Consider the following 21,695-nt stretch of genomic DNA (forward strand, 5'->3'; position numbering starts at 1 on the left):
ACCCGACGAGACGACATCTTCACAACCCCAAACACTAGGAAGTGTTGCGACCGTCGCTAGAAACCACCCGGGTGAAAACGGACCCCTCTCCGTGAGCCTGTGGAAGGTGATCAGCGTGGAGGACTGGGCAGAGATTCGCCGGTTGCACCGGGCCGAGCAGATGCCGATCAAGGCGATCGCTCGTCGGTTGCGGATCTCGCGGAACGCGGTGCGGAGGGCGTTGGTCAAGGACAGCCCACCGCGATACGAGCGAGCAGCGAAGGGCTCGTGCGTCGATGCGGTGGAGCCGGCGATCATCGAGCTGTTGCGCTCGTGTCCGACGATGCCGGCCACGGTCATCGCGCAGCGGATCGGCTGGCAGCGGTCGTTGACCGTACTTAAGGACAGGGTGCGTGAGCTGCGGCCGTTGTTCCTGCCGCCGGACCCGGCCACCCGCACCGCGTACGTCGCAGGCGACCGGGTCCAGTGCGACCTGTGGTTCCCGCCGGTCGACATCCCGCTCGGGTTCGGGCAGGTCGGGCGGCCGCCGGTGCTGGTGATGGCCGCGGGGCACTCACGGATGCTGTTCGCGGTAATGATCGCCTCCCGTACGGCGCCGGACCTGATCGCGGGGCATTGGCTGTTGTTGAGCGAGCACTTGGGTGCGGTGCCGCGGCAGCTGGTGTGGGACAACGAGTCCGCGGTCGGGTCCTGGCGCGCCGGCACGCCCCGGCTGGCCGAGGAGTTCGAGGCCTTCCGCGGCATCCTGGGCTGCGCGGTGCACCAGTGCCGCCCACGTGACCCGGAAGCCAAGGGCATCGTGGAGCGGGCTAACCAGTACCTGGAAACCTCGTTCCTGCCCGGGCGCACGTTCACCAGTCCGCGTGACTTCAACGCTCAGCTGCAGGCGTGGCTGCCGGTGGCGAACACTCGGATCGTGCGCCGAATCGGGTGTGCTCCGACGGCGCGGTGGGACGCCGACCGGGGCGCGATGTTGCCGCTGCCGCCGGTGGCCCCGGTCCTGGGCTGGCGCCACCAGCTTCGCCTCGGGCGGGACCACTACGTGCGCGTGGCCGGCAACGACTACTCGGTGGATCCGGTCGCGGTCGGCCGCACGGTCCAGGTCTTCGCCGGCCTGGACACCGTGATCGTCACCCTGGCCGGACGGCCGGTCGCCACCCATGAGCGGTGCTGGGCCAAACACCAGAGCATCACCGACCCGGCCCACCACGCCGCTGCCTTGGCGCTGGCCCACACCGCCGGGCACCGACCGCCCCAGCCGGGTGACCAAGACGTCCAACAGGTCGAGGAACGGGACCTGTCCGTGTACGACACCGCCTTCGGGATCACCGACGGGCAGGTGGCCTGATGCCGGTGGCCAAGACCTCCGCCACGACCCGGGACGTGGTCGCTGAGCTGGCGTTCCTGACCCGCGCGTTGAAGGCGCCCTCGCTGCGCGAGGCCGTCCCGCGGCTGGCCGAACGGGCCCGCGCGGACGCGTGGAGCTTCGAGGAGTTCCTCGCCGCCTGCCTGCAACGAGAGGTCGCCGCCCGGGACGCCCACGGCGGCGAAGGACGCATTCGCGCTGCCCGGTTCCCTGCCCGGAAGTCATTGGAGGAGTTCGACTTCGACCACGCCCGGGGCCTGTCCCGGGAGGTCATCGCGCACCTGGGCACCCTCGACTTCGTCGCCGCGAAGGACAACGTCGTCTTCTTGGGCCCGCCCGGCACCGGCAAGACCCACCTCGCGACCGGGATCGCGATCCGCACCTGCCAAGCCGGGCACCGGGTCCTGTTCGCCACCGCCTCCGAATGGGTCGACCGACTCGCCAGCGCCCACCACGACGGCCGCCTGCAGGACGAGCTGCGACGCCTCGGCCGGTACCCGCTGCTGGTCATCGACGAGGTCGGCTACATCCCCTTCGAGCCCGAAGCCGCAAACCTGTTCTTCCAGCTCGTGTCCTCCCGCTACGAACGGGCCTCGCTCATCGTCACCAGCAACAAGCCCTTCGGCCGGTGGGGCGAGGTCTTCGGCGACGACGTCGTGGCCGCCGCCATGATCGACCGGCTCGTCCACCACGCCGACGTCGTCAACCTCAAAGGCGACTCCTACCGGCTCAAGAACCGCGACCTCGGCCGCGTCCCCACACCCCGGGGAGCCGAGGACCAAGCATGACCAACCAAGGAGAGGGGTCCGTTTTCACCCGTCGCGACGGGGTCCATTTTCAGCCGCCGTTGACAGACGCTGAGAGTTGGCGCGGATCCATCGAAAGCAGGCACGGCCGGTGTCGCCGCCAAGCCCACTGACTGCACGCCTGCATATGCTGGAATCGCCACAACCGATGCGGCGACTACCACCCCCAAAGCAAACGAAATTGGCGAGAAGCGCTTCATGATTCCCCCATCTGGTGCACATTCAGTTGACGCGCCAAGGCGAACCTAGCGCCTCCCTGTCGCCCGTATCGCGAGGACGCCTGTGTTAACGCCGGATAGCCATTGATGGAAGTAACAATTTGCGAGAGATGTACCAAATTACGCGGTGACGTAGGCGGCGAGGTGCTCGCCGGTCAGGGTCGAGCGTGCGTCGACGAGCTCTGCGGGCGTTCCCTCGAAGACGACGCGACCGCCCTCGTGGCCGGCGCCCGGCCCGAGGTCGATGATCCGGTCGGCGTGCGCCATGACGGCCTGATGGTGCTCGATGACGATCACCGAGCGCCCGGAGTCGACGAGCCGGTCGAGCAGTCCGAGCAGGTTCTCGACGTCGGCGAGGTGCAGACCGGTCGTCGGCTCGTCGAGCACGTAGACCTCGCCCTTCTCGGCCATCTGGGTCGCGAGCTTGAGCCGCTGGCGCTCACCGCCGGAGAGCGTCGTCAACGGCTGGCCGAGGGTCAGGTAGCCGAGCCCGACGTCGGCGAGCCGCTCGAGGATGGTCTGGGCGGCCGGCACGCGGGCCTCACCGGCGCCGAAGAACTCCAGCGCCTCCGACACGGGCAGGGCGAGCACCTCGGCGATGTCGCGGCCGCCGAGCCGGTACTCGAGCACCGCGGCCTGGAACCGGCGTCCCTCGCACTCCTCGCACGTCGACTCGACGGTCGCCATGACGCCGAGCTCGGTGTAGATGACGCCGGCGCCCTTGCACGCCGGGCAGGCGCCCTCGGAGTTCGAGCTGAAGAGCGCCGGCTTGACGCCGTTTGCCTTGGCGAAGGCCTTGCGGATCGGCTCGAGCAGGCCGGTGTAGGTGGCCGGGTTGCTGCGCCGTGAGCCGCGGATCGCGCCCTGGTCGACGACGACGACCCCGTCGCGGGGCGCCACCGACCCGTGGATGAGCGAGCTCTTGCCGGAGCCCGCGACACCGGTGATGACGCAGAGCACGCCGAGCGGGATGTCGACGTCGACGTCCTTGAGGTTGTGCGTCGCGGCGCCGCGCACCTCGAGCACCCCCGTGGGCTCGCGCAGCACCTCCCTCAGGCTGACGCGGTCGTCGAGGTGGCGCCCGGTCGTGGTGCCGCTCTTGCGCAGGCCCTCGACACTCCCCTCGTAGACCACCTCTCCCCCGGCGGTGCCCGCACCCGGGCCGAGGTCGACGACGTGGTCGGCGATGGCGATCGTCTCCGGCTTGTGCTCGACGACGAGCACCGTGTTGCCCTTGTCGCGCAGCTGCAGCAGCAGGGCGTTCATCCGCGCGATGTCGTGCGGGTGCAGCCCGATCGTCGGCTCGTCGAAGACGTAGGTGACGTCGGTCAGCGACGAGCCGAGGTGGCGGATCATCTTGGTGCGCTGGGCTTCTCCGCCCGACAGGGTGCCGGCCGGACGGTCGAGCGAGAGGTAGCCGAGGCCGATCTCGGCGAACGCGTCGAGCAGGTGCTGCAGGCCGCGCAGCAGCGGCGCGACCGAGGCCTCGTCGATCCCACGGAGCCAGTCGGCGAGGTCGCTGATCTGCATCCCGCACACGTCGGCGATGTTCTTCCCGCCGATCTTCGACGAGAGCGCCTCGGCCGACAGGCGGGTGCCGCCGCAGTCCGGGCACGTCGTGAAGGTGACGGCGCGCTCGACGAAGCGCCGGACATGCGGCTGCATCGCCTCGACGTCCTTGCTCAGCATCGACTTCTGGATCTTCGTCAGCACGCCTTCGTACGTGAGGTTGACGCCCTCGACCTTGATCTTCTCCGGCTGGCCGTGGAGCAGCTTCTGCAGCTGCCGGGCGGTGAACGAGCCGACCGGCTTGTCCATCGGCAGGCCCGCGCCGCTGAAGATCCGGCCGTACCACCCGTCCATGCTGTAGCCGGGCACGAGCAGCGCCCCCTCCGAGAGCGACTTGGTCTCGTCGTAGATCGCCGTCAGGTCGAAGTCGTTGATCGCGCCCATGCCCTCGCACCGCGCGCACATGCCGCCCTGGTAGACCTGCTCGCGCACGACGGCCGTCTCCTGGCGGCCGCCCCGCTCGGTCTTCATGACGCCGCTCGCCACCCGGGTCGGCACGTTGAACGAGAACGCGGTCGGCGGCCCGATGTGCGGCGATCCGATGCGGCTGAAGAGGATCCGCAGCATGGCGTTGGCGTCGGTCGCCGTGCCCACCGTCGAGCGCGGGTTGGCGCCCATCCGCTCCTGATCGACGATGATCGCCGTCGTCAGACCCTCGAGCAGGTCGACCTCCGGGCGCGCGAGCGTCGGCATGAAGCCCTGGACGAACGCGCTGTAGGTCTCGTTGATCATCCGCTGGGACTCGGCGGCGATCGTCTCGAAGACGAGCGAGCTCTTGCCCGACCCCGAGACGCCGGTGAAGGCGGTGAGCCGTCGCTTGGGCAGCTCGACGCTGACGTCCTTGAGGTTGTTCTCCCGTGCGCCCTGCACGCGGATGAGGTCATGGCGGTCGGCTGCGTGCGTCATGCCGACATGCTAGGGACGCGAGGCGCGCTCGTGCGCGTCGTCGGCCGAGCCGCTGCCGCGGGAGCCGCTGCCGCGGGAGCCGCTGCCGCGCTCCCCATCGGACTCCGCGCCCGACTCGACGGCGGCGAGCCAGCCGCGCAGCAGGCGCTCGAGGGTGGCCCGCTCCCCCGCCGGCACCCCGACCAGCAGGGCCTCGTCGCTGGCCAGCACGTCGGCGAGCACCTCGTCGAGGCGCTCGAGGCCGTGCGCCGTCGCCCGGACGTGGACGGTGCGCCGGTCGGCCGCCTCGCGCACGCGCTCGACGAGCCCGAGCCGTTCCATGGCCTGCACGCGCTGCGTCGTCGCGCCGGCCGTCACGCCGCACCGGCGCGAGAGCTCTCCCGCCGGCAGGCTGTAGGGCGCGCCACTCGCGCGCAGCGCGCCGAGCACGTCGAGGTGCCCGTGGTCGATGCCGTGGGCCGCGAGCACCGGCGCCCGACGGGAGGCCGCGAGCTGGGCCAGCCGTACCAGGGGCGTGAGGATGCCGATCGAGCCGAGGTCGAGGTCGGGACGCTCGGCCTGCCAGGACGCCACCAGCCGGCCCACCCGGTCCCCCGCCTCGATTCCGCCCACACCAACACTTTAGCGCTAAACCAGACCGGGCGCCGCGCGGGAGGGCTGGACACGCTGTCGCGCCGCGACCTCGAGCCGGGTACGTACGAGGTCATGACCGACTCCCCCGACCTGCTCGACCAGTCCTCGGCACGCCGCGACGGTGCGCCGCAGGGCGGGGAGCCGGACCCGCGCCGCTGGAAGGCCCTGTGGGTCTGCCTCGTCGCGGGCTTCATGACCCTGCTCGACGTCAGCATCGTCAACGTCGCCCTTCCCTCGATCCAGAAGGGCGTCGAGGCCACCCCGAGCGACCTGCAGTGGATCGTGTCCGGCTACGCCCTCGCCTTCGGACTGACCCTCGTGCCCTCCGGGCGCATCGGCGACGTGCTGGGCCGGCGCACCGTCTTCGTCGTCGGGGTCGTGCTCTTCGGTTTGGCGAGCCTCGCCTGCGGCCTCGCCCCGAACAGCGCCCTGCTCGTCGTGGCCCGCCTCGTGCAGGGCGCCGCGGGCGGCATCCTCAACCCCCAGGTGTCGGGGCTCATCCAGCAGCTCTTCCGCGGCGCCGAGCGCGGTCGCGCCTTCGGCCTGCTCGGCGCGACGATCGGCATCTCCACCGCCGTCGGGCCCGTCGTCGGCGGCCTCATCCTCGACGGCCTCGGCGAGGAGACCGGCTGGCGCTGGATCTTCTTCGTCAACCTGCCGATCGCCGTGGCGGCCGTGGTGCTGGCCATGCGCTGGCTCCCCGACCCGCCCGCGCGCGACCGCTCGCACCGCATCGACGCCGACCCGGTCGGCGTGGTGCTCCTCGGCGCCGGCGTCCTCGGCATCCTGCTCCCCGTCGTCGAGACCGGGCGCGGCGGCAGCGGCGGCCTGCCGGGCTGGATCGCCCTCGTGGGCGCCGGGTTCGTCGCGCTCTTCCTCGTCTGGGAGCAGCACTACGGCCGCCGAGGCCGCAGCCCCCTCGTCGACCTCGCGCTGTTCCGCGTGCCGGGCTACGCCTCGGGCGCGGCCGTCGGGACCATCTACTTCGGCGGCTTCACCGGCATCTTCTTCGTGCTGACGATCTTCTTCCAGCAGGAGCTCGGCTACACGCCGCTGCTCGCCGGGCTCGCCGTGACCCCGTTCGCCGCAGGATCGGCGCTGACGTCGGCCCTCGGCGGCCGCCTCGTCGAGCGCTTCGAGCGCGTGCTCGTCACCGTCGGACTGGTCGTCGTGCTCGTCGGCATCGTCGCGGTCGACGTCGTGCTCGCCGCCGTGCACGGGCCGTCGCTCGGCTGGTGGCTGGCCGGGCCCCTCCTCGTCGCAGGCCTCGGCAGCGGCTTCGTCATCTCGCCGAACATCACGCTCACCGTCGCGCGGGTGCCGGTCGAGCGGGCCGGCACCGCGGGCGGGCTGCTCCAGACCGGCCAGCGCATCGGCACCGCCGCGGGCATCGCCCTCGTCGGAGCCGTCTTCTACGCCGGGGGCACCGGGTCAGGCGCCGGTTCGGGCTCCCCGTCAGGCAGCGGCCTCGACGCCTCGACCGCCCTGCGGGTGGCCGCGGCCCTCGTCGCCGTCGCCCTCGTCGCCAGCGCGCTCGACCTGCGCGGCCGGCGCCGACGCGAGCACGCCGACGCCGCACAGACCGAGAGCTGACCCCCGACGCCCGAGCGCTGACGCGTAGCGCTTGGCGCGCACCGCGCCCGCGGCGTGTTCGGGCGCACCGCCCCACGCGCACGTCGGCCGTGTGGGACAGTCCTCGCATGTCGCACGCCGTCGTCAACGCAGCGCGCCCGGAGACCCGCGAGCAGCGGGCCTGGTACTGGTACGACTGGGCCAACTCGGCCTACGTCACCACCACGGCCACGGTGCTCATGAGCCCCTACCTCACGACCGTCGCGGAGCAGGCGGCCTGCCCGGGCCTGCCCGACGGGCAGGACTGCACGACGAACCTCTCCGTGCTCGGCATCCCCGTGGCGCCCGGCTCGCTGTGGTTCTTCACCGTGACGTTCACGACGCTGCTCTCGGCCCTCGTGCTCATCTTCATCGGGGCCATGGCCGACCGCAGCCCCCGCCCGACCCGCCTCTTCGGCGCCTTCGCCTGGGTGGGCGCGCTCGCGGCCAGCCTGATGTTCTTCGTCGCCGGCACGAACTGGCAGCTCGGCGCGGCGCTCGTCGTCGTCGCCGGCATCTGCCTCGGCGCCTCGCTCGTCATCTACGACTCGATCCTGTGCCGCATCGCCAACGAGAACGAGCGCGACCGCGTGTCGTCGAAGGGGTGGGCGTTCGGCTACCTCGGCGGCGGCACCCTGCTCGCGCTCAACTTCGCGCTCGACTTCTTCCACACGGACCTCGGCCTCGACCGCGCGCTGAGCACCCGCATCAGCATCCTGTCGGCGGGTCTCTGGTGGGCCGGGTTCACGATCATCCCCTACCTCGGCCTGCGCCACCTCACGGGCACGGTGGAGACGCCGGTGGCCCGCACGCAGGGGGTCGTCGGCGGCAGCATCGCCCAGCTGCGCAGCACCTTCCGCGACCTCGCGAACTACCCGCAGACGAAGCTCTTCCTGCTCGCGTACCTCTTCTTCAACGACGGCATCCAGACCGTGATCGGCAGCTCGAGCGTCTACGGCTCCAAGGAGCTCGGCTTCTCGGAGACGACGGTGCTCGGGGTCTTCCTCTTCGTGCAGTTCGTCGCCTTCTTCGGCGCGCGCATCTTCGGGCGCACGGCCGCCCGCATCGGGGCGTGGCGCACCGTGCTCTACGGCATCGCGCTCTGGACGGTCGTCGTCGTCTTCGCCTTCCTCGTGCCCTCGCGCTCGCTCGTGATCTTCCTCGCCCTCGCGCTGCTCATCGGCATCGTGCTCGGCGGCACCCAGGCGCTCTCGCGCTCGCTCTACAGCCAGCTGATCCCGCGCGGCCGCGAGGCGGAGTACTTCAGCCTCTACCAGGCCATGGAGCGCGGCACGAGCTGGTTCGGCACGCTCATCTTCGGCCTCGTCTACCAGTACACGCTGAGCTACCGGTGGGCCATCATCGCGCTCATCGTCTTCTTCGCCATCGGCGGCGTGCTCCTCTCCCGCGTGCGCATGCGCGAGGGCATCGAGCAGGCGGGCAACCCGGTCCCGGCCGTCGTCTGAGAAGCCTCTACAATCCGGCGCCCCGGGGAACAAGTGGGCCGTTTCGCTCGTTCAGACGTCTGTGAGGGTATGACACCGGAAGCGGTGTCCCGCGAACAGACACCAGTCCTGGAGGGGTCCACATGGCAGATCGAGCACTACGCGGTTCCAACCTCGGCGCGAGGAGCATGGAATCCGACGAGAACGTCGTCCCGAGTGAGCGCCAGCTCACCGTCTACGTCTGCGGGGAGGGCCACCGCACCGAGCTGCCCTTCTCCATCGAGGCCGACGTGCCCCCCACGTGGGAGTGCCGTTGCGGTCTCGACGCCAAGCTCCAGGGTGGCGGTCCCGAGCCCGAGGCCAAGCCGGTCAAGCACCAGCGCAGCCACTGGGACATGCTGCTCGAGCGCCGCTCGATCCCCGAGCTCGAGGAGCTCCTCGAGGAGCGCCTGAGCCTGCTGCGCGAGTCGCGTGGCGAGAAGCCCCGCCGGCGCAAGACCGCCTGACCTCACCCACAGACCCCTGCAGGGAGCCCGCCCCGTTCGTGGAGGCGGGCTCTTTGCGTTCCCGAGGACGGATGCCGGGTGTCCGGGTCGGGCGCAGGAGGCTCAGTCCTCGTCGATGATCTCGCCCTCGACGACCTCGTCGGCCCGGCTCCGCGGGGCCGCCCCGGGCGTCCCCGTGACGGTGGGGCCGCCGAAGCGACCGGCCTGCGCGACGAGGCGACGCGAGATGACGGCGGCGAGCAGGTTTCGGGCGACGGGCCGCACGAAGGGCAGCACCAGCACGAGGCCGACGACGTCGGTGACGAAGCCCGGCAGAAGCAGCAGCGCCCCGCCCACGAGCACGACGATCCCGTCGGCGATCTCGCGGGCGGGCATCCGTCCGCTGCGCACGGCCTGCTCGAGCGCCCGCCAGGCGCGCCCGCCCTCGCGGCGGATGAGCCAGGCGCCGAGGAGCGAGGTGCCGACGAGGACGAGGAAGGTCGGCCACCCGCCGATGGCGTTGCCCACGGCGACGATGACGACGATCTCGATGATCGGCAGGAGCAGCAGGCCGACGATCGCGAGGCGCGTCAGCCGCAGCCGACGGCCGCGGGGCGGGCCGGAGGTGGGACCGGACGGCGTGCTCACGGCCGCTCCCCCGCCGGCACCCGGTCGCGCACGCGGCCCGAGACCGCCCGCAGCTGGCCGAGGCGGTGCTCGACGCCCCAGCGGGTGACGCTCGTCAGCGCCTCGCGGACGATGTCCTGGCCCATCTTCGAGACGCCCACCTGGCGCTCGACGAAGGTGATGGGCACTTCGACGACGGTGAGGCCGGCGCGCACGGCCCGCAGGGTCAGGTCGATCTGGAAGCAGTAGCCCTGCGACTCGACGCCCTCGAGGCCCATGGCCCGCAGGGCCCCGGTGCGGTAGGCGCGGTAGCCGGCCGTCGCGTCGTTGACGTGCATGCCGAGCAGCACCTTGGTGTAGACGTTGGCGCCGACGGAGAGCACCTTGCGGTGGGCGGGCCAGTTGCGCACCTCTCCGCCACGCACCCAGCGGGCGCCGATGACGACGTCGGCCTCGGCGAGCGCGGCGAGGAGCGAGGGCAGCTGCTCGGGCAGGTGCGAGCCGTCGGCGTCCATCTCGACGGCCGCGTCGTAGCCCTCCTCGAGGGCGATCGCGAAGCCGGCCAGGTAGGCCTTGCCGAGGCCCTCCTTAGCGGTGCGGTGCACGACCCGCACGTGCGGGTCGGCCGCGGCGAGGGCGTCGGCGACCTCACCGGTGCCGTCGGGCGAGCCGTCGTCGAGCACGATGACGTCGGCCGTGGGCACGCTCGCGCGCACCCGAGCCACGATCCCGGGCAGGTTCTCCCGCTCGTCGTAGGTCGGGATGAGCACGGCGACCCTCGTCACCGGCTCACGCTGCGTCGTCGTCATCCTCGTCCTTCGTCTCGTCCGGCCCGGCCGGGCGGGTGGTGCGGGTGGTGCGGGTGCTGAGCAGGAGCAGGGCCAGCAGGGCGCCCGCGGCCACCCACTCCGGGGCCTCCCCCAGCCTCGTGGCCAGGGTCGTGGAGTCCCGCAATGGTAGGGCGCCGCGCACGACCGCCTGTGTGAACAACGACGTCACCTGGTGCGCGGTTCCGTCGGGCGTGATGAGGGCGCTCTGGCCCACCGTGGAGACGTGCACGACCGAGCGCCCCGCCTCCATCGCGCGCAGCCGGCTGATGGCGAGCTGCTGCGGCGACTCGGCCGTGTAGCCGAAGGTGGCGTTGTTGGTCTGCACGACGAGCACGTTGGCGCCCGCCTCGACGACGTCGCGCATGATGTCGTCGTAGGCGACCTCGAAGCAGATCGCGATGCCGGCGCGGATCTCGGTGCCACCGGCCGTCCTCACCGTGAAGACCCCGGGAGCGGGCCCGGGCACGAAGTCGCGGGTCACGAGGTCGACCTCGGCGCTGAACTGCCGCCAGAAGGCGCGGTTCGGGATGTACTCGGCGAACGGCACCGGGTGGCGCTTGACGTAGCGCGCGGTGTTGCCGCGCCCGGGCTCGAAGAGCAGCGCGACGTTGGAGACGAAGCCCACCGGCTCCTCGAGCAGGCCGCCGACGACGAGCGGCCGGTCGAGCGTGGCGACGGTGTCGAGGATCTCGGCCTTGGCGTCCGCGTTGCGGAGCGGGTCGATGTCGGAGGCGTTCTCGGGCCACACGACGAGGTCGGGCGCCGGCGCGCGCCCGGCGGCGACGTCCTGCTGCGCGGCGAGGGTCGCCGCCACGTGGTTGTCGAGCACCTGCCGGCGCTCGGCGTTGAAGTCGAGCCCGGGGCGCGCGACGTTGCCCTGCACCCCGAGGAACTGCGCGCTCGGGCCATCGGTCGGCAGCGGCACGGCGAGCCCGGCGACGCCCAGCACGAGCGCACCCGCCACCGGCAGCAGGACCCGGCGTGCCGGCATACCTGCTCGGCGGACGGGCCGGTCACGCAGCAGCCGCTGCACCCCGAGGGCGAGCAGGCCGCCGCTGAGCGCGATGACGAAGCCGACGAACGGCGCCCCGCCGACGGCCACGAGGCGGCCGAAGGGCGAGTCGGCCTGGCCGAAGGCGAGCTTGAGCCACGGGAAGCCGCCGTAGGGCGCGCGGGCGCGGAAGCCCTCGGTGACGACCCAGACGAGCGCGAGGGCGAGCGGGCGCACGCCGCCGCTGCGGGTCAGCCAGCCGTAGAGGCCGCCGGCGACGGCGAGGAAGAGCGCCTCGAGCGTGGCCAGCGCGAGCCACGGCAGCGAGCCGACGTAGATGCCCGACCAGCTGAGCGTCGGCACGAAGAAGACGAGGCCACCGGCGAGGCCGAGGGCGGCCCCCCGGCGCAGGCCCGAGCCGGCCCACGCCCACGCCCAGAGCGCGAGCGCGACGGGCGCGGCGACCCACACGTCGAACGTCGGGAACGCGAGGCAGAGCACCCCACCGCCGAGCAGGGAAAGAAGGAGACGCCGCACGGGGTTCACCGTATGCGGTGCGGCGAGCAGGTCGGCGCGCAGGTCCGCGCTCAGGGCACGACGACGACGCCGCGCGCGGTCGTCGCGACGATCGGCGGGTCGAGCATCTCGGCGGCGGAGGCGCCGCGCTCGGAGTTGCCGCGGCCGACGACGCGCACCTCGAAGTCCATCTCGCGCGAGCGGGTGCCGACGCGCACGATCTCGGCCGAGATCTCGATGACGTCGCCGGCGGTGATCCGGGAGCGGAACTGTACGTCGCTGTACGAGGCGAAGAGACCCTCGTCGCCGTCGGTGACGATGCACATCTCGGTCGCGACGTCGCCGAAGGCCGCGAGCGAGTAGGCGCCGTCGACGAGGTTGCCCGCGTAGTGGGCGTGGCCGTACGGCACGTAGCGGCGGTGCGTGATCCGCAGCCCGACCTTCGCCTTCGTCAGGGCGGCCGGCGTCCTCGCCTCGTCGGCCGGGATCGTCGGGCCGGTGGCGGTCAGGGGCGTCTCGGGGGTCCCGGGGGTCTCGGGGGTCGGTGCGCTCACTTCTTGCCCTTCCGGAGGCCGATCTCGTGCACGAGGTAGCTGGCGACCTCGCCGGGCGTCGTGCCCCGGCCGAAGATGCGGTCGACGCCGAGCGTCGACTCCGAGCCGTCCTCGAAGCGCGGCCCGCCGACGATGAGGACGGGCACCTGCCCGGCCGGGTAGGCCTCGCGGAACGCGGCCGACATCTGGGTCGTGTTGTGGATGTGGGCGTCCTTCTGCGTCACGACCTGGCTCACGAGCACGGCGTCGGCCTTCTCCGCGCGGGCGCGCGCGACGAGGTCGGGCACGAGCACCTGGGCGCCGAGGTTGACGACCCGGATCTCGCGGTAGTACTCGAGGCCCTTCTCGCCGGCGAAGCCCTTGATGTTGAGGATCGCGTCGATACCGACGGTGTGGGCGTCGGTGCCGATGCAGGCGCCCACGACGACGAGCTTGCGGCGCAGCTGCTTGCGGATCGCGAGGTTGGCGTCCTTGGCCGACAGGAGGGGGTACTCGCGCTCGACGACGTGCACGTCGTCGAGGTTGACCAGGTGCGTCGTGCTGCCGTAGACGACGAAGAAGGTGAAGTCGGGGCCCATCGGCTTGGCGTGCACGAGCATGGCCGGGTCGAGGCCCATCTTGCGGGCGAGCTGCAGCGCCGCCCCCTCGGCCAACTTGTCGTGCGGCAGCGGCAGCGTGAACGACATCTGCACCATGCCGTCGCCGGTCGTGTCGCCGTAGGGGCGGATGACGTTGCCCTGCGAGCTCGCCTGCGGGGCCTGCGGTGCGCTGGTCATCGGGTCGCCTTCCGCTCGGGGGGCGTCCACGCGTCGAGCGCGGTGATCGCCGGGTTGTCGTAGTCGTCGGCGCGGCGGACGACGCCGTCGAGGCCCTTGCCGGCCGTGGCCGGTCGCTTCATGAGGCCGAAGGTGCCGTCGGCGATCGCGGCGAGCAGCGGCGCGTCACCCTCGGCGTCCGTGTCGCTGACGATGCGGTCGAGCAGGTCGACGGCCTCGGAGAGCACCTGCCGGGCCCGGGTCTGGATGTAGCCGTCGCGCGGCGGGTGGAAGTCCTCGGTGAGCCCGCTCGCGGCGTTCATGACGTAGCGGACGTTCTGCAGGGCGAGGTCGCGGTCGGAGAGGAAGGGCGTCACGACGGCCTCGGTCATCATCCCGACGAGCAGGATGCTCTGGCCCGTCATCGCCCCGACGAGGTTGAAGAACCCGTCGAGCAGGTAGCCGCGGAAGACGTCGCCGGTCATGTGCTTCGTCGGCGGCATCCACTTCAGCGGCGCGTCGGGGAAGAGCTGGCGGGCGAGCAGCGCGTGCGCGAGCTCCATCCGGAAGCTGTCGGGGATCTCGGGGTTGATCTCGAAGGCGTGGCCGAGGCCGAGCTGCCAGTCCTCGAGGCCGGCCTCCTTGGCGAAGCGCTCGTTGAGCAGCTGGCTCACCGTCACGGTGTGCGCGGCCTCGACGGCGTCGGCCGTCGTCAGGTAGTTGTCCTCGCCCGTGTTGATGATGATGCCGGCGCGGGCGTGCACCTGGCGCGAGAAGCGCTGGTCGACGAAGGTGCGGATCGGGTTGATGTCGCGGAAGAGGATGCCGTACATCGAGTCGTTGAGCATCATGTCGAGACGCTCCATGCCGGCGAGCGCCGCGATCTCGGGCATGCAGAGGCCCGAGGCGTAGTTCGTCAGCCGCACGTAGCGGCCGAGCTCCTTGCTCACGTCGTCGAGCGCGGCCCGCATGAGCCGGAAGTTCTCCTGCGTGGCGTACGTGCCGGCGAAGCCCTCGCGGGTGGCGCCCTCCGGCACGTAGTCGAGCAGCGACTGCCCCGTCGAGCGGATGACGGCGATGACGTCGGCGCCCTCGCGGGCGGCGGCCTGGGCCTGCGGGATGTCCTCGTAGATGTCGCCGGTCGCGACGATGAGGTAGATCCAGGGCGTCGACTTCGGGTCGCCGTGCCGCTTGACGAGGCGGTCCCGTGTGGCGCGCGAGCGGTCGATGGTGCGCAGGCCGGCGCCGACGCCCTTCGTCGCGGCGCGCCGGGCGGCCGCGGCCGCACGCCCCTCCGGCAGACGGAAGGAGACGTTGCCGCTCGCGGCCTTCTGGGCGAGCGTCGTCAGGTCGGGCGCCTCGCCGCGCAGGAGGGCGTCGTAGACGGGCGTCGTGACACCGTGCTCGAGGCCGACCTCGTCGCGGACGGCGGTCACGAGGTGGTTGACCCACGGCACGCGCTCGTGGTCGGCACCCGCGAGCCCCGCGAGCCGCAGGGTGGCGCGCTCGACCGAGACGGTGGTGTGGCTCTGGGCGATCCGGACGACGGGCGCGGCGGCCTTGCGGGCGAGCGAGCGGGCCCGGCGGACGACGGCGGGGTCGAGCTCGAGCAGGGGCTGGGTGCGGCTCATGCGTCCGATCCTGCCGACCCGGAGGTCTCCGCGGCCAGCCGGCCCTCGAAGAGGTCGCGCACCGCGGGCACCTCCCGCACGAGCCGCAGGGCGGTCTCGGCGTGCCCGGGGACGTAGCCGTTGCCCACGAGCATCCGCACGTCGGCGGCGAGCCCCTCGGCACCGAGCGCCGCGGCGGCGAAGTTCGTGGCCATGCTGAAGAAGATGATGGTGCCGCCCTGCGCCGTGGCGAGGATCGCGGGCTGCTCGCAGCCCGGCACGTCGACGCAGACGACGGTCACGTCGGCCGGCCCGCCCGCGGACTCGACGGCCGCGGCGAGCCCGAGGGGCGAGCGGGCGTCGGCGAGGACCACCGCGTCGGCGAGACCGCTGCGCTCGAGCACCTCCCGCTCGCGCTCGACGGGCACGACCCCGATGGTGCGCGCGGCACCGGCCGCCCGTGCGGCGGCGAGCGAGAGCGAGCCGGACTTGCCGGCCCCGCCGAGGACCGCCACGGTCGGCGCGACGCCGCGGGCGGCATACTCCCCCACGACCCGCTCGACGAGAGCGGGCGCGCCGCACACGTCCATGACCATGAGCGCGAGGTGCGGGTCGAGGTCGTCGGGCAGCGTCGCGGCGATGCTGCGGCCGAAGAGGATCGCGTGGCCGGCGGCGGGCACCTGCTCGGAGAGGCCGTCCCAGCGCTCGAGCCCGTCGGTGACCGCGAGCGGCGTCAGCGAGAGGGAGACGAGCGTCGCCACCCGGTCGCCCACCGCGAGGCCGAGCGGGCTGTCGGGGCCGACGGCCTCGACGGTGCCGATGAGCATCCCGCCCGAGCCGGTGACCGGGTTCTGCATCTTCCCGCGCGTCGCGACGATGTCGAGCACCTCCGCGCGCACCGCGGCGCCGTCGACGCGGCCGTCGCGGGTGTGCTTGCCGGCGAGCTGGCGGTACGACGCGGCGTCGAGGTTGAGCGTGTCGACGGCGATCCGCACCTCGTCGTCCCACAGCTCGGGCCGCGCGTCGAGGCGCTGCGCGGCCTGCGGCAGGGTGACGGCGTCGCCCGTCGGCTCGAGCACGCGGTGCAGGCCCACGGGCGACGACACGCGGGCGTCGTGGTCCCGTTCCGGGGCGGCGGTCGGCGTCGGGTCAGACACGATCACAAATCCTTCTGTCTGGGTGGGAGGGGGCCGGAAATCCTGCGCCAGCATAGGCCAGCGGATTCTGCATCTTCATCGATCTGTGGTACTGACGTGTTTGAGCGGCGTCGCCGGCGCGGTTAGGGTGGCCCGCATGAGCAAGGTTGAGCAGCCCTACGCGTACCGCCGACGCGAGCTCGTCGAGCCCGACTGGACGCGCTTCCCGGGCTGGGCCGGCGTCACGCAGGCCAACTGGGACGACGCCCAGTGGCAGCGGGTCAACTGTGTCAGGAACATCAAGCAGTTGCGAGCGCTGATGGGCGACCTGCTCGACGACCGCTTCTACGACGACCTGGCCCGCGACCAGGCCGAGCGCGCGACGATGTCGATGCTCGTGCCGCCGCAGATGCTCAACACGATGGTCCCCTCGACCGACACGGCGATGCCGTCGGCGGGGCACGACTTCACCGAGGCCTTCTACGCCGACCCGATCCGGCACTACATGCTCCCGGTCTTCTCCGACCGCCGCAGCGACTGGCCGTCGCACCCGCACGCCTCGCGCGACTCGCTCCACGAGCACGACATGTGGGTCGCAGAGGGCCTGACGCACCGCTACCCGACGAAGGTGCTCGCCGAGCTGCTGCCGACGTGCCCGCAGTACTGCGGCCACTGCACGCGCATGGACCTCGTCGGCAACTCGACGCCCCAGGTCGCCAAGCTGAAGTTCGACCTCAAGCCCGTCGACCGGTACGCCGCCATGCTCGACTACCTGCGCACCTCCCCCGTCGTGCGCGACGTCGTCGTCTCCGGTGGCGACGTCGCGAACATGCCGTGGAAGAACCTCGAGGCCTTCCTCGACCAGCTGCTCGAGATCGACAACATCCGCGACATCCGGCTCGCGACGAAGGCCCTCATGGGTCTGCCGCAGCACTGGTTCGCCGACGACGTCGTCGAGGGCGTGGCGCGCGTGTCGGCCAAGGCCCGCGCGCGTGGCGTGTCGCTCGCGATCCACACGCACGTCAACAACGCCCAGTCGGTCACGCCGTCGGTGGCGCGCGCGACCAAGGCGATGCTCGACGCCGGCGTCCGCGACGTGCGCAACCAGGGCGTGCTCATGCGCGGCGTCAACGACACGACCGAGCAGCTGCTCGACCTCTGCTTCGCGCTCGCCGACGGCGCCTCGATCACCCCGTACTACTTCTACATGTGCGACATGATCCCGTTCTCGGAGCACTGGCGGCTCTCGCTCGCCGAGGCCCAGCACCTCCAGCACTCGATGATGGGCTACCTCCCGGGCTTCTCGACGCCGCGCATCGTCTGCGACGTGCCGTTCGTCGGCAAGCGGTGGGTGCACCAGGTGGAGGAGTACGACACCGAGCGCGGGATCTCCTACTGGCGCAAGAACTACCGCACCTCGATCGAGGGCGACGACACCGAGGCCCTGTCGCGCGAGTACGTCTACTACGACCCGATCTACACGCTGCCCGAGGCCGGGCAGCAGTGGTGGCACGCGTCGGTCGACCACGAGTCGGTGCTCGCCGAGGCCTCCTCGCAGGCCGCGACGAGCCGGGCCGCCGCCGAGTCCCAGCTCGTCCCCTGAGGCCCGGCCGTGGCGCTGGGGCTGCTCGAGCTGTGCATCGACGCGCGTGACCCCGAGCGCCTCGCCGCGTTCTGGGCCGGCCTGCTGCGCCGGGACGTCTCGGCGGACGGGCGCACCGTGCTGCCGTCGCACGACACGGAGTTCGCGCTGCGGTTCCTCGCCTCGGACGCGGAGAAGGTCGGGCTCAACCAGGTGCACCTGCACCTGACGAGCGACACCGACGACCAGTCGGCCACCGTCGCACGTGCTCTGGCGCTGGGCGCGACCCACCTCGACGTCGGGCAGCGTCCCGACGAGGGGCACATCGTGCTCGCCGACCCCGAGGGCAACGAGCTCTGCGTCATCGAGGCGGGCAACACCTACCTCGCCGGCTGCGGGTTCCTCGGCGAGCTCGCCTGCGACGGCACCGAGGAGGTCGGGCACTTCTGGAGCGCCGCGCTCGGCTGGCCGCTCGTCTGGGACCAGGACGGCGAGACGGCGATCCAGTCACCGGCCGGCGGGGCGAAGGTGGCGTGGGGTGGTCCACCGGTGCGGCCGAAGACCGGCCGCAACCGGATGCACCTGCACCTCGCGCCGGTCGCTGGTCCGGGAGAGAGCGCGCCGGCCGGTGTCGATGCCGAGGTGGCGCGTCTGCTGGGGCTCGGAGCCACCCGACTCGGTGCGGGTGAGGACGCCGGCGCCGTGTCGCTGGCCGACCCCGACGGCAACGAGCTCTGCGTCGTCCCCACCTAGGCCCGTCACGCGGTCGAGCAGGCGCTTCGCCCGCCGACCGACGACCGTTGGTCGCCGCACCCCGTGACGGGGACGCCGTGCGCCGTCTGCCGACGACTGCCACCGGCCGGGGCGACGAGCAACGGTCGTCCGTATGCCGTCCGGCGGGCTCAGCGTCCCGAGTTGCGCGGGTGCCGACGCGCTTGGCGCTCGTTGCCGCGCCGGTAGTTGCCGGTGAGGCGCGCCATCAGCTCCTGCGGGTCCTCGGTCTGCACGTCCGCGAGGAACTCGGCCGCCCGACGGCCCCGCAGCGTCGTCGCCGGCCGGCCGTGGTGCGTGATGACGACGTCCTCGCCGCGCGCGACGTGGTCGAATCCGTGGGGTGAGGGCACCCGCCGAACGCTAGCGACCCGCGCCCGTCTGCGACCACCGAGATTCCCGATCTGCACCACGGACGTGTCCGGTGTGGTCAGATTTGCGCCATGGCTCCCCGTCCACGTCGCTCCCCCGTGCCGGCTCGCGCCGGGTCGCTGGCCGCGATCCTCAGCGCAGTGCTGGCCGTCACCGGGTGCACGGCCGGCGGCGGCGCGGGAACGACGTCGACGGCGACCCGCACGCCGACGAGCACGGTGGCCCCGACCACGATCGCCGACCCGCCGCCCCCCGACCCCGTGACGCGGTGGGTGTCGGCGGCGACGACGCTCAAGGCGGCGACGTCCGCGAGCTACACGATCACCGGCTCCTACGTGCTGGACGGGGTCGGCAGCACCCTCGACCGCGACTTCCGGGTGGACGCGGCCCGTCAGGTGCTCCAGGTCGACTTCGACGCCCGCAACCAGGACTCCGACGGCTCGAGCAGCCACGTCAGCGGGCGCCTCGTCGTGACGCCTCGAGGCGCGGTGGTGCAGCGACCCCGGGGCTCCGGCGGCTGGCGGAAGGCGACGAGCCACGACCTGACGCTCGTCGGCGTCGACGCCAAGGCACGGATCACCGGTCTCCCGTCGATGCTCGAGTCGTTCGAGGCGACCTCCGACCTCGGCCTGGGCGAGATCTCCGGCAGCCTCGACGTCCGGGAGGGCTTCGACGTCACCGGTCTCGGGTTCCTGCTCGCCGACGACGCGGAGCTTCGGGACTCGATCGGTGGGATCCTCTACACGAAGATGACGTTCGCCGACGACGGTGCTCTCGACACGGTCGACGTCGACGGCTCCGACAGCACCATCGGGGACGTCACGGTGGGCGGGTCCTCCAAGCAGCTGCCCGAAGAGCAGCTGCTCTCGATCCTGACGTTCACCCAGGGCCACCTCGTCGTCACGGGCATCGACCGACCGGTGGACATCGAGGTCCCTCCGCCCCTGCGGGCCACCTGAGAGGGGCGCCCGGGGGTGACGCGGAGCGCTCCGCGTGAACCGTCCCTTCCCGGGGCGAGGTCTGTCGGCGGGAGGCGGGCGCGACGCCACGTAGACTGCCGCGGTGACTGCGCGCGCCCGACATCCCCGCCCGGGCGAGGGCCCGTCCACCCCGGCCACCGTCGCCCTCGACCGGGCCGGCATCGCCTACACGCGCCACGCCTACGACCACGACCCGGCCGCGGCGAGCTACGGCCTCGAGGCCGCGGCGGCGCTCGGCGTCGAGCCGGCCAGGGTCTTCAAGACGCTCCTCGTCGACACCGGCCGCGCCGGCGCGGCCGGCCTCGCGGTCGGCATCGTCCCCGTCGACGGCCAGCTCGACCTCAAGGCCGTGGCCGCCGCGCTGGGCGTCAAGGGCGCGACGATGGCCGAGCCCGCGGCCGCGGAGCGCAGCACCGGCTACGTCGTGGGCGGCATCTCCCCCGTCGGGCAGAAGCGCGCCCTGCCCACGGTGCTCGACGAGACGGCATACGGCTTCGCGACGGTCTTCGTCTCGGGCGGACGGCGCGGCTTCGACATCGAGCTCGCGCCCGGCGACCTCGCCACCGCGACCGGCGCCTCCCGCGCCCGGATCGGACGCCCGTGACCACGCGCACCACCCCGACCACCGTCCCCGCCGCCGCTCCCCCGATCGACGCGCGGGCCGCCGCTCCTCGGACGGCCCTCGGCCGCCTGCGGCTCGTCGTCGTGCTCGCCGCGCTGACGATGGTCGGCCCGTTCACCATCGACGCGATCTTCCCGGCGTTCGCCGTCATGACCCGCGAGCTCGACGTCGACGCCGTGGCCATGCAGCAGACGGTCAGCGTCTACCTCGCGGCCTTCGCGGTCGCCAGCCTCTTCCACGGCTCGATGTCCGACGCGCTCGGCCGGCGCCGCGTCATCCTCGCCGGCTGCCTCCTGTATGCCGTCACGAGCGCCCTCTGCGCGCTCGCGCCGAGCATGCCGTTGCTGCTCGGCGCGCGTGCGGCCCAAGGGCTCGTGGCAGGCGCCGGCATGATCGTCGGCCGCACCGTCGTACGCGACCTGTTCGACGGCGCGCACGCGCAGCGCTTCATGAGCCACATCTCGATGATCTTCGCCGTCGCCCCGGCCCTCGCGCCGATCGTCGGCGGCTGGATCCTCGGCTGGGGCTCGTGGCGGACCATCTTCTGGGTGCTCGCCGGCTACGGGCTCGTGCTCGTCGTGCTCACCCTGACGTCGCTGCCGGAGACGCACCCGGCGTCGCGCCGTGTGCCGTTCCACCCGCGCCCGCTGCTCGCCTCGTTCTTCGCCGCGGCAGGCGACGGGTCGGTGCTGCGGCTCAGCATCGCCATCGCCCTCAACTTCGGCGCGCTCTTCCTCTACATCTCGTCGGCCCCGGCGATCGTCGTCGACCACCTCGGGCTCGGCGAGCGCGACTTCGGCGTCCTCTTCGTGCCGCTCGTCGTCACGATGATGGTCGGCTCGTTCCTCACCGGCCGGCTGGCCGGTCGGGTGCGCCAGGGCGCCTTCGTGCTCACCGGCTTCCTCGTCGCCCTCGCCGGTGGTGTCTTCGCCGTCGTCTACCAGGCCCTCGCCCCGACGCCGGCGCTGCCGTGGACGGTCGTGCCCGTGGCCGCGGCCTCCCTCGGCGTCTCGCTCGTCTTCCCGATCCTGACGATCGCGCTGCTCGACCTCCGGCCGCGCGAGCGCGGCGCTGTCTCCTCGTTCCAGTCCTTCCTCAGCACGTGCGTCAACGCCGTCGTGGCCGGCCTCGTGTCGCCGCTCGTCAGCGGCTCGCTGACGACGCTCGCCGTCGTCGCCGGCAGCATGACGCTGAGCGCGCTCGTGCTCTGGTGGTGGCACCGCCGGCGCCTCATCCGCCGCAACGCCGCGACCGAGGTCGTCGTGCCGACGCCGGCGCCCGCACCGACCGACCAGCTCTGACGCGCGGCG

General features: G+C 72.3%; 20 protein-coding genes. 10 read left to right on the plus strand and 10 right to left on the minus strand.

The features are described 5' to 3' along the window. The first annotated feature begins 106 nt into the window (after nt 1-106). On the plus strand, nt 107-1,348 hold the full coding sequence (gene istA / locus ABD979_RS17660) for an IS21 family transposase (RefSeq protein WP_345508964.1): 1,242 nt from the start codon (nt 107-109) through the stop codon (nt 1,346-1,348). Then, nucleotides 1,348-2,154 (plus strand): IS21-like element helper ATPase IstB, encoded by an 807-nt coding sequence (gene istB, locus ABD979_RS17665; RefSeq protein WP_345508824.1) that lies wholly within the window; start codon nt 1,348-1,350, stop codon nt 2,152-2,154. The genes istA and istB overlap by 1 nt, the downstream gene beginning before the upstream one ends. 356 nt (nt 2,155-2,510) lie before the next feature. Here istB and ABD979_RS17670 read toward each other — a convergent pair whose 3' ends face one another. Together ABD979_RS17670 and ABD979_RS17675 are read right to left on the minus strand one after the other, a co-directional pair. Further along, nucleotides 2,511-4,865 carry an ATP-binding cassette domain-containing protein gene (locus ABD979_RS17670; RefSeq protein ID WP_345508825.1) on the minus strand — a complete coding sequence of 785 codons (2,355 nt, stop codon included), beginning with the start codon at nt 4,863-4,865 and terminating at the stop codon, nt 2,511-2,513. Nucleotides 4,866-4,874: 9 nt separating this feature from the next. Next, nucleotides 4,875-5,477: a MarR family winged helix-turn-helix transcriptional regulator gene (locus tag ABD979_RS17675; RefSeq protein WP_345508826.1), complete on the minus strand. Its 603-nt coding sequence runs from the start codon at nt 5,475-5,477 to the stop codon at nt 4,875-4,877. Between the two features lie 93 nt (nt 5,478-5,570). On the opposite strand from ABD979_RS17675, the gene ABD979_RS17680 reads away from it, so the two are divergent. From ABD979_RS17680 to ABD979_RS17690, 3 genes are all read left to right on the plus strand, one after another. After that, a complete protein-coding gene (locus ABD979_RS17680) occupies nt 5,571-7,091 on the plus strand; it encodes an MFS transporter (RefSeq protein ID WP_345508827.1) in 1,521 nt (506 codons plus the stop codon). Nucleotides 7,092-7,198: 107 nt separating this feature from the next. Next, the gene (locus ABD979_RS17685) at nt 7,199-8,575 is read left to right on the plus strand and encodes an MFS transporter (RefSeq protein WP_345508828.1); all 1,377 of its coding nucleotides are present in this window, start codon (nt 7,199-7,201) and stop codon (nt 8,573-8,575) included. 122 nt (nt 8,576-8,697) lie between these two features. After that, nucleotides 8,698-9,060 (plus strand): RNA polymerase-binding protein RbpA, encoded by a 363-nt coding sequence (locus tag ABD979_RS17690; protein WP_345508829.1) that lies wholly within the window; start codon nt 8,698-8,700, stop codon nt 9,058-9,060. Nucleotides 9,061-9,162: 102 nt separating this feature from the next. Here ABD979_RS17690 and ABD979_RS17695 read toward each other — a convergent pair whose 3' ends face one another. From ABD979_RS17695 to kdd, 7 genes are read right to left on the minus strand one after another with little or no spacing between them, the layout of a single operon-like run. Further along, a complete protein-coding gene (locus ABD979_RS17695; RefSeq protein WP_345508830.1) occupies nt 9,163-9,687 on the minus strand; it encodes an FxsA family protein in 525 nt (174 codons plus the stop codon). Further along, nucleotides 9,684-10,475: a polyprenol monophosphomannose synthase gene (locus ABD979_RS17700; protein WP_345508831.1), complete on the minus strand. Its 792-nt coding sequence runs from the start codon at nt 10,473-10,475 to the stop codon at nt 9,684-9,686. Before ABD979_RS17700 ends, ABD979_RS17695 begins: the two co-directional genes overlap by 4 nt. Next, nucleotides 10,456-12,024 carry an apolipoprotein N-acyltransferase gene (lnt, locus tag ABD979_RS17705; RefSeq protein ID WP_345508832.1) on the minus strand — a complete coding sequence of 523 codons (1,569 nt, stop codon included), beginning with the start codon at nt 12,022-12,024 and terminating at the stop codon, nt 10,456-10,458. The genes ABD979_RS17700 and lnt overlap by 20 nt, the downstream gene beginning before the upstream one ends. Before the next feature lie 50 nt (nt 12,025-12,074). Further along, complete coding sequence (kal, locus tag ABD979_RS17710; RefSeq protein WP_345508833.1) at nt 12,075-12,557, minus strand: 3-aminobutyryl-CoA ammonia lyase; 483 nt, start codon at nt 12,555-12,557, stop codon at nt 12,075-12,077. After that, a complete protein-coding gene (gene kamE, locus ABD979_RS17715; RefSeq protein WP_345508834.1) occupies nt 12,554-13,333 on the minus strand; it encodes a lysine 5,6-aminomutase subunit beta in 780 nt (259 codons plus the stop codon). The genes kal and kamE overlap by 4 nt, the downstream gene beginning before the upstream one ends. Beyond that, complete coding sequence (gene kamD / locus ABD979_RS17720; protein ID WP_345508835.1) at nt 13,330-14,943, minus strand: lysine 5,6-aminomutase subunit alpha; 1,614 nt, start codon at nt 14,941-14,943, stop codon at nt 13,330-13,332. Before kamD ends, kamE begins: the two co-directional genes overlap by 4 nt. Continuing rightward, nucleotides 14,940-16,079, minus strand: a complete 1,140-nt coding sequence (gene kdd / locus ABD979_RS17725; RefSeq protein ID WP_345508836.1) for an L-erythro-3,5-diaminohexanoate dehydrogenase — start codon at nt 16,077-16,079, stop codon at nt 14,940-14,942. The genes kamD and kdd overlap by 4 nt, the downstream gene beginning before the upstream one ends. 136 nt (nt 16,080-16,215) lie before the next feature. On the opposite strand from kdd, the gene ABD979_RS17730 reads away from it, so the two are divergent. Next, entirely contained in the window at nt 16,216-17,661 is a 1,446-nt protein-coding gene (locus ABD979_RS17730) for a KamA family radical SAM protein (protein ID WP_345508837.1), read from the plus strand. Between the two features lie 9 nt (nt 17,662-17,670). Next, complete coding sequence (locus ABD979_RS17735) at nt 17,671-18,393, plus strand: VOC family protein (protein WP_345508838.1); 723 nt, start codon at nt 17,671-17,673, stop codon at nt 18,391-18,393. A gap of 149 nt (nt 18,394-18,542) precedes the next feature. Here the strand turns inward: ABD979_RS17735 and ABD979_RS17740 are convergent, their stop codons facing one another. Next, nucleotides 18,543-18,764 (minus strand): hypothetical protein, encoded by a 222-nt coding sequence (locus ABD979_RS17740; protein ID WP_345508839.1) that lies wholly within the window; start codon nt 18,762-18,764, stop codon nt 18,543-18,545. Between the two features lie 90 nt (nt 18,765-18,854). Here ABD979_RS17740 and ABD979_RS17745 point away from each other — a divergent pair, with 90 nt between their 5' ends. The 3 genes from ABD979_RS17745 (at nt 18,855) to ABD979_RS17755 (ending at nt 21,686) form a co-directional block, all read left to right on the plus strand. Further along, nucleotides 18,855-19,742, plus strand: coding sequence for a hypothetical protein (locus ABD979_RS17745; RefSeq protein ID WP_345508840.1), 888 nt, complete (start codon nt 18,855-18,857; stop codon nt 19,740-19,742). Between the two features lie 103 nt (nt 19,743-19,845). Next, entirely contained in the window at nt 19,846-20,367 is a 522-nt protein-coding gene (ybaK, locus tag ABD979_RS17750; RefSeq protein WP_345508841.1) for a Cys-tRNA(Pro) deacylase, read from the plus strand. Continuing rightward, a complete protein-coding gene (locus ABD979_RS17755) occupies nt 20,364-21,686 on the plus strand; it encodes a multidrug effflux MFS transporter (protein WP_345508842.1) in 1,323 nt (440 codons plus the stop codon). The genes ybaK and ABD979_RS17755 overlap by 4 nt, the downstream gene beginning before the upstream one ends. The last annotated feature ends 9 nt before the right edge of the window (nt 21,687-21,695 follow it).

Origin of the sequence: Terrabacter aeriphilus, assembly GCF_039542985.1 — a bacterium.
GTDB lineage: Bacteria > Actinomycetota > Actinomycetes > Actinomycetales > Dermatophilaceae > Terrabacter > Terrabacter aeriphilus.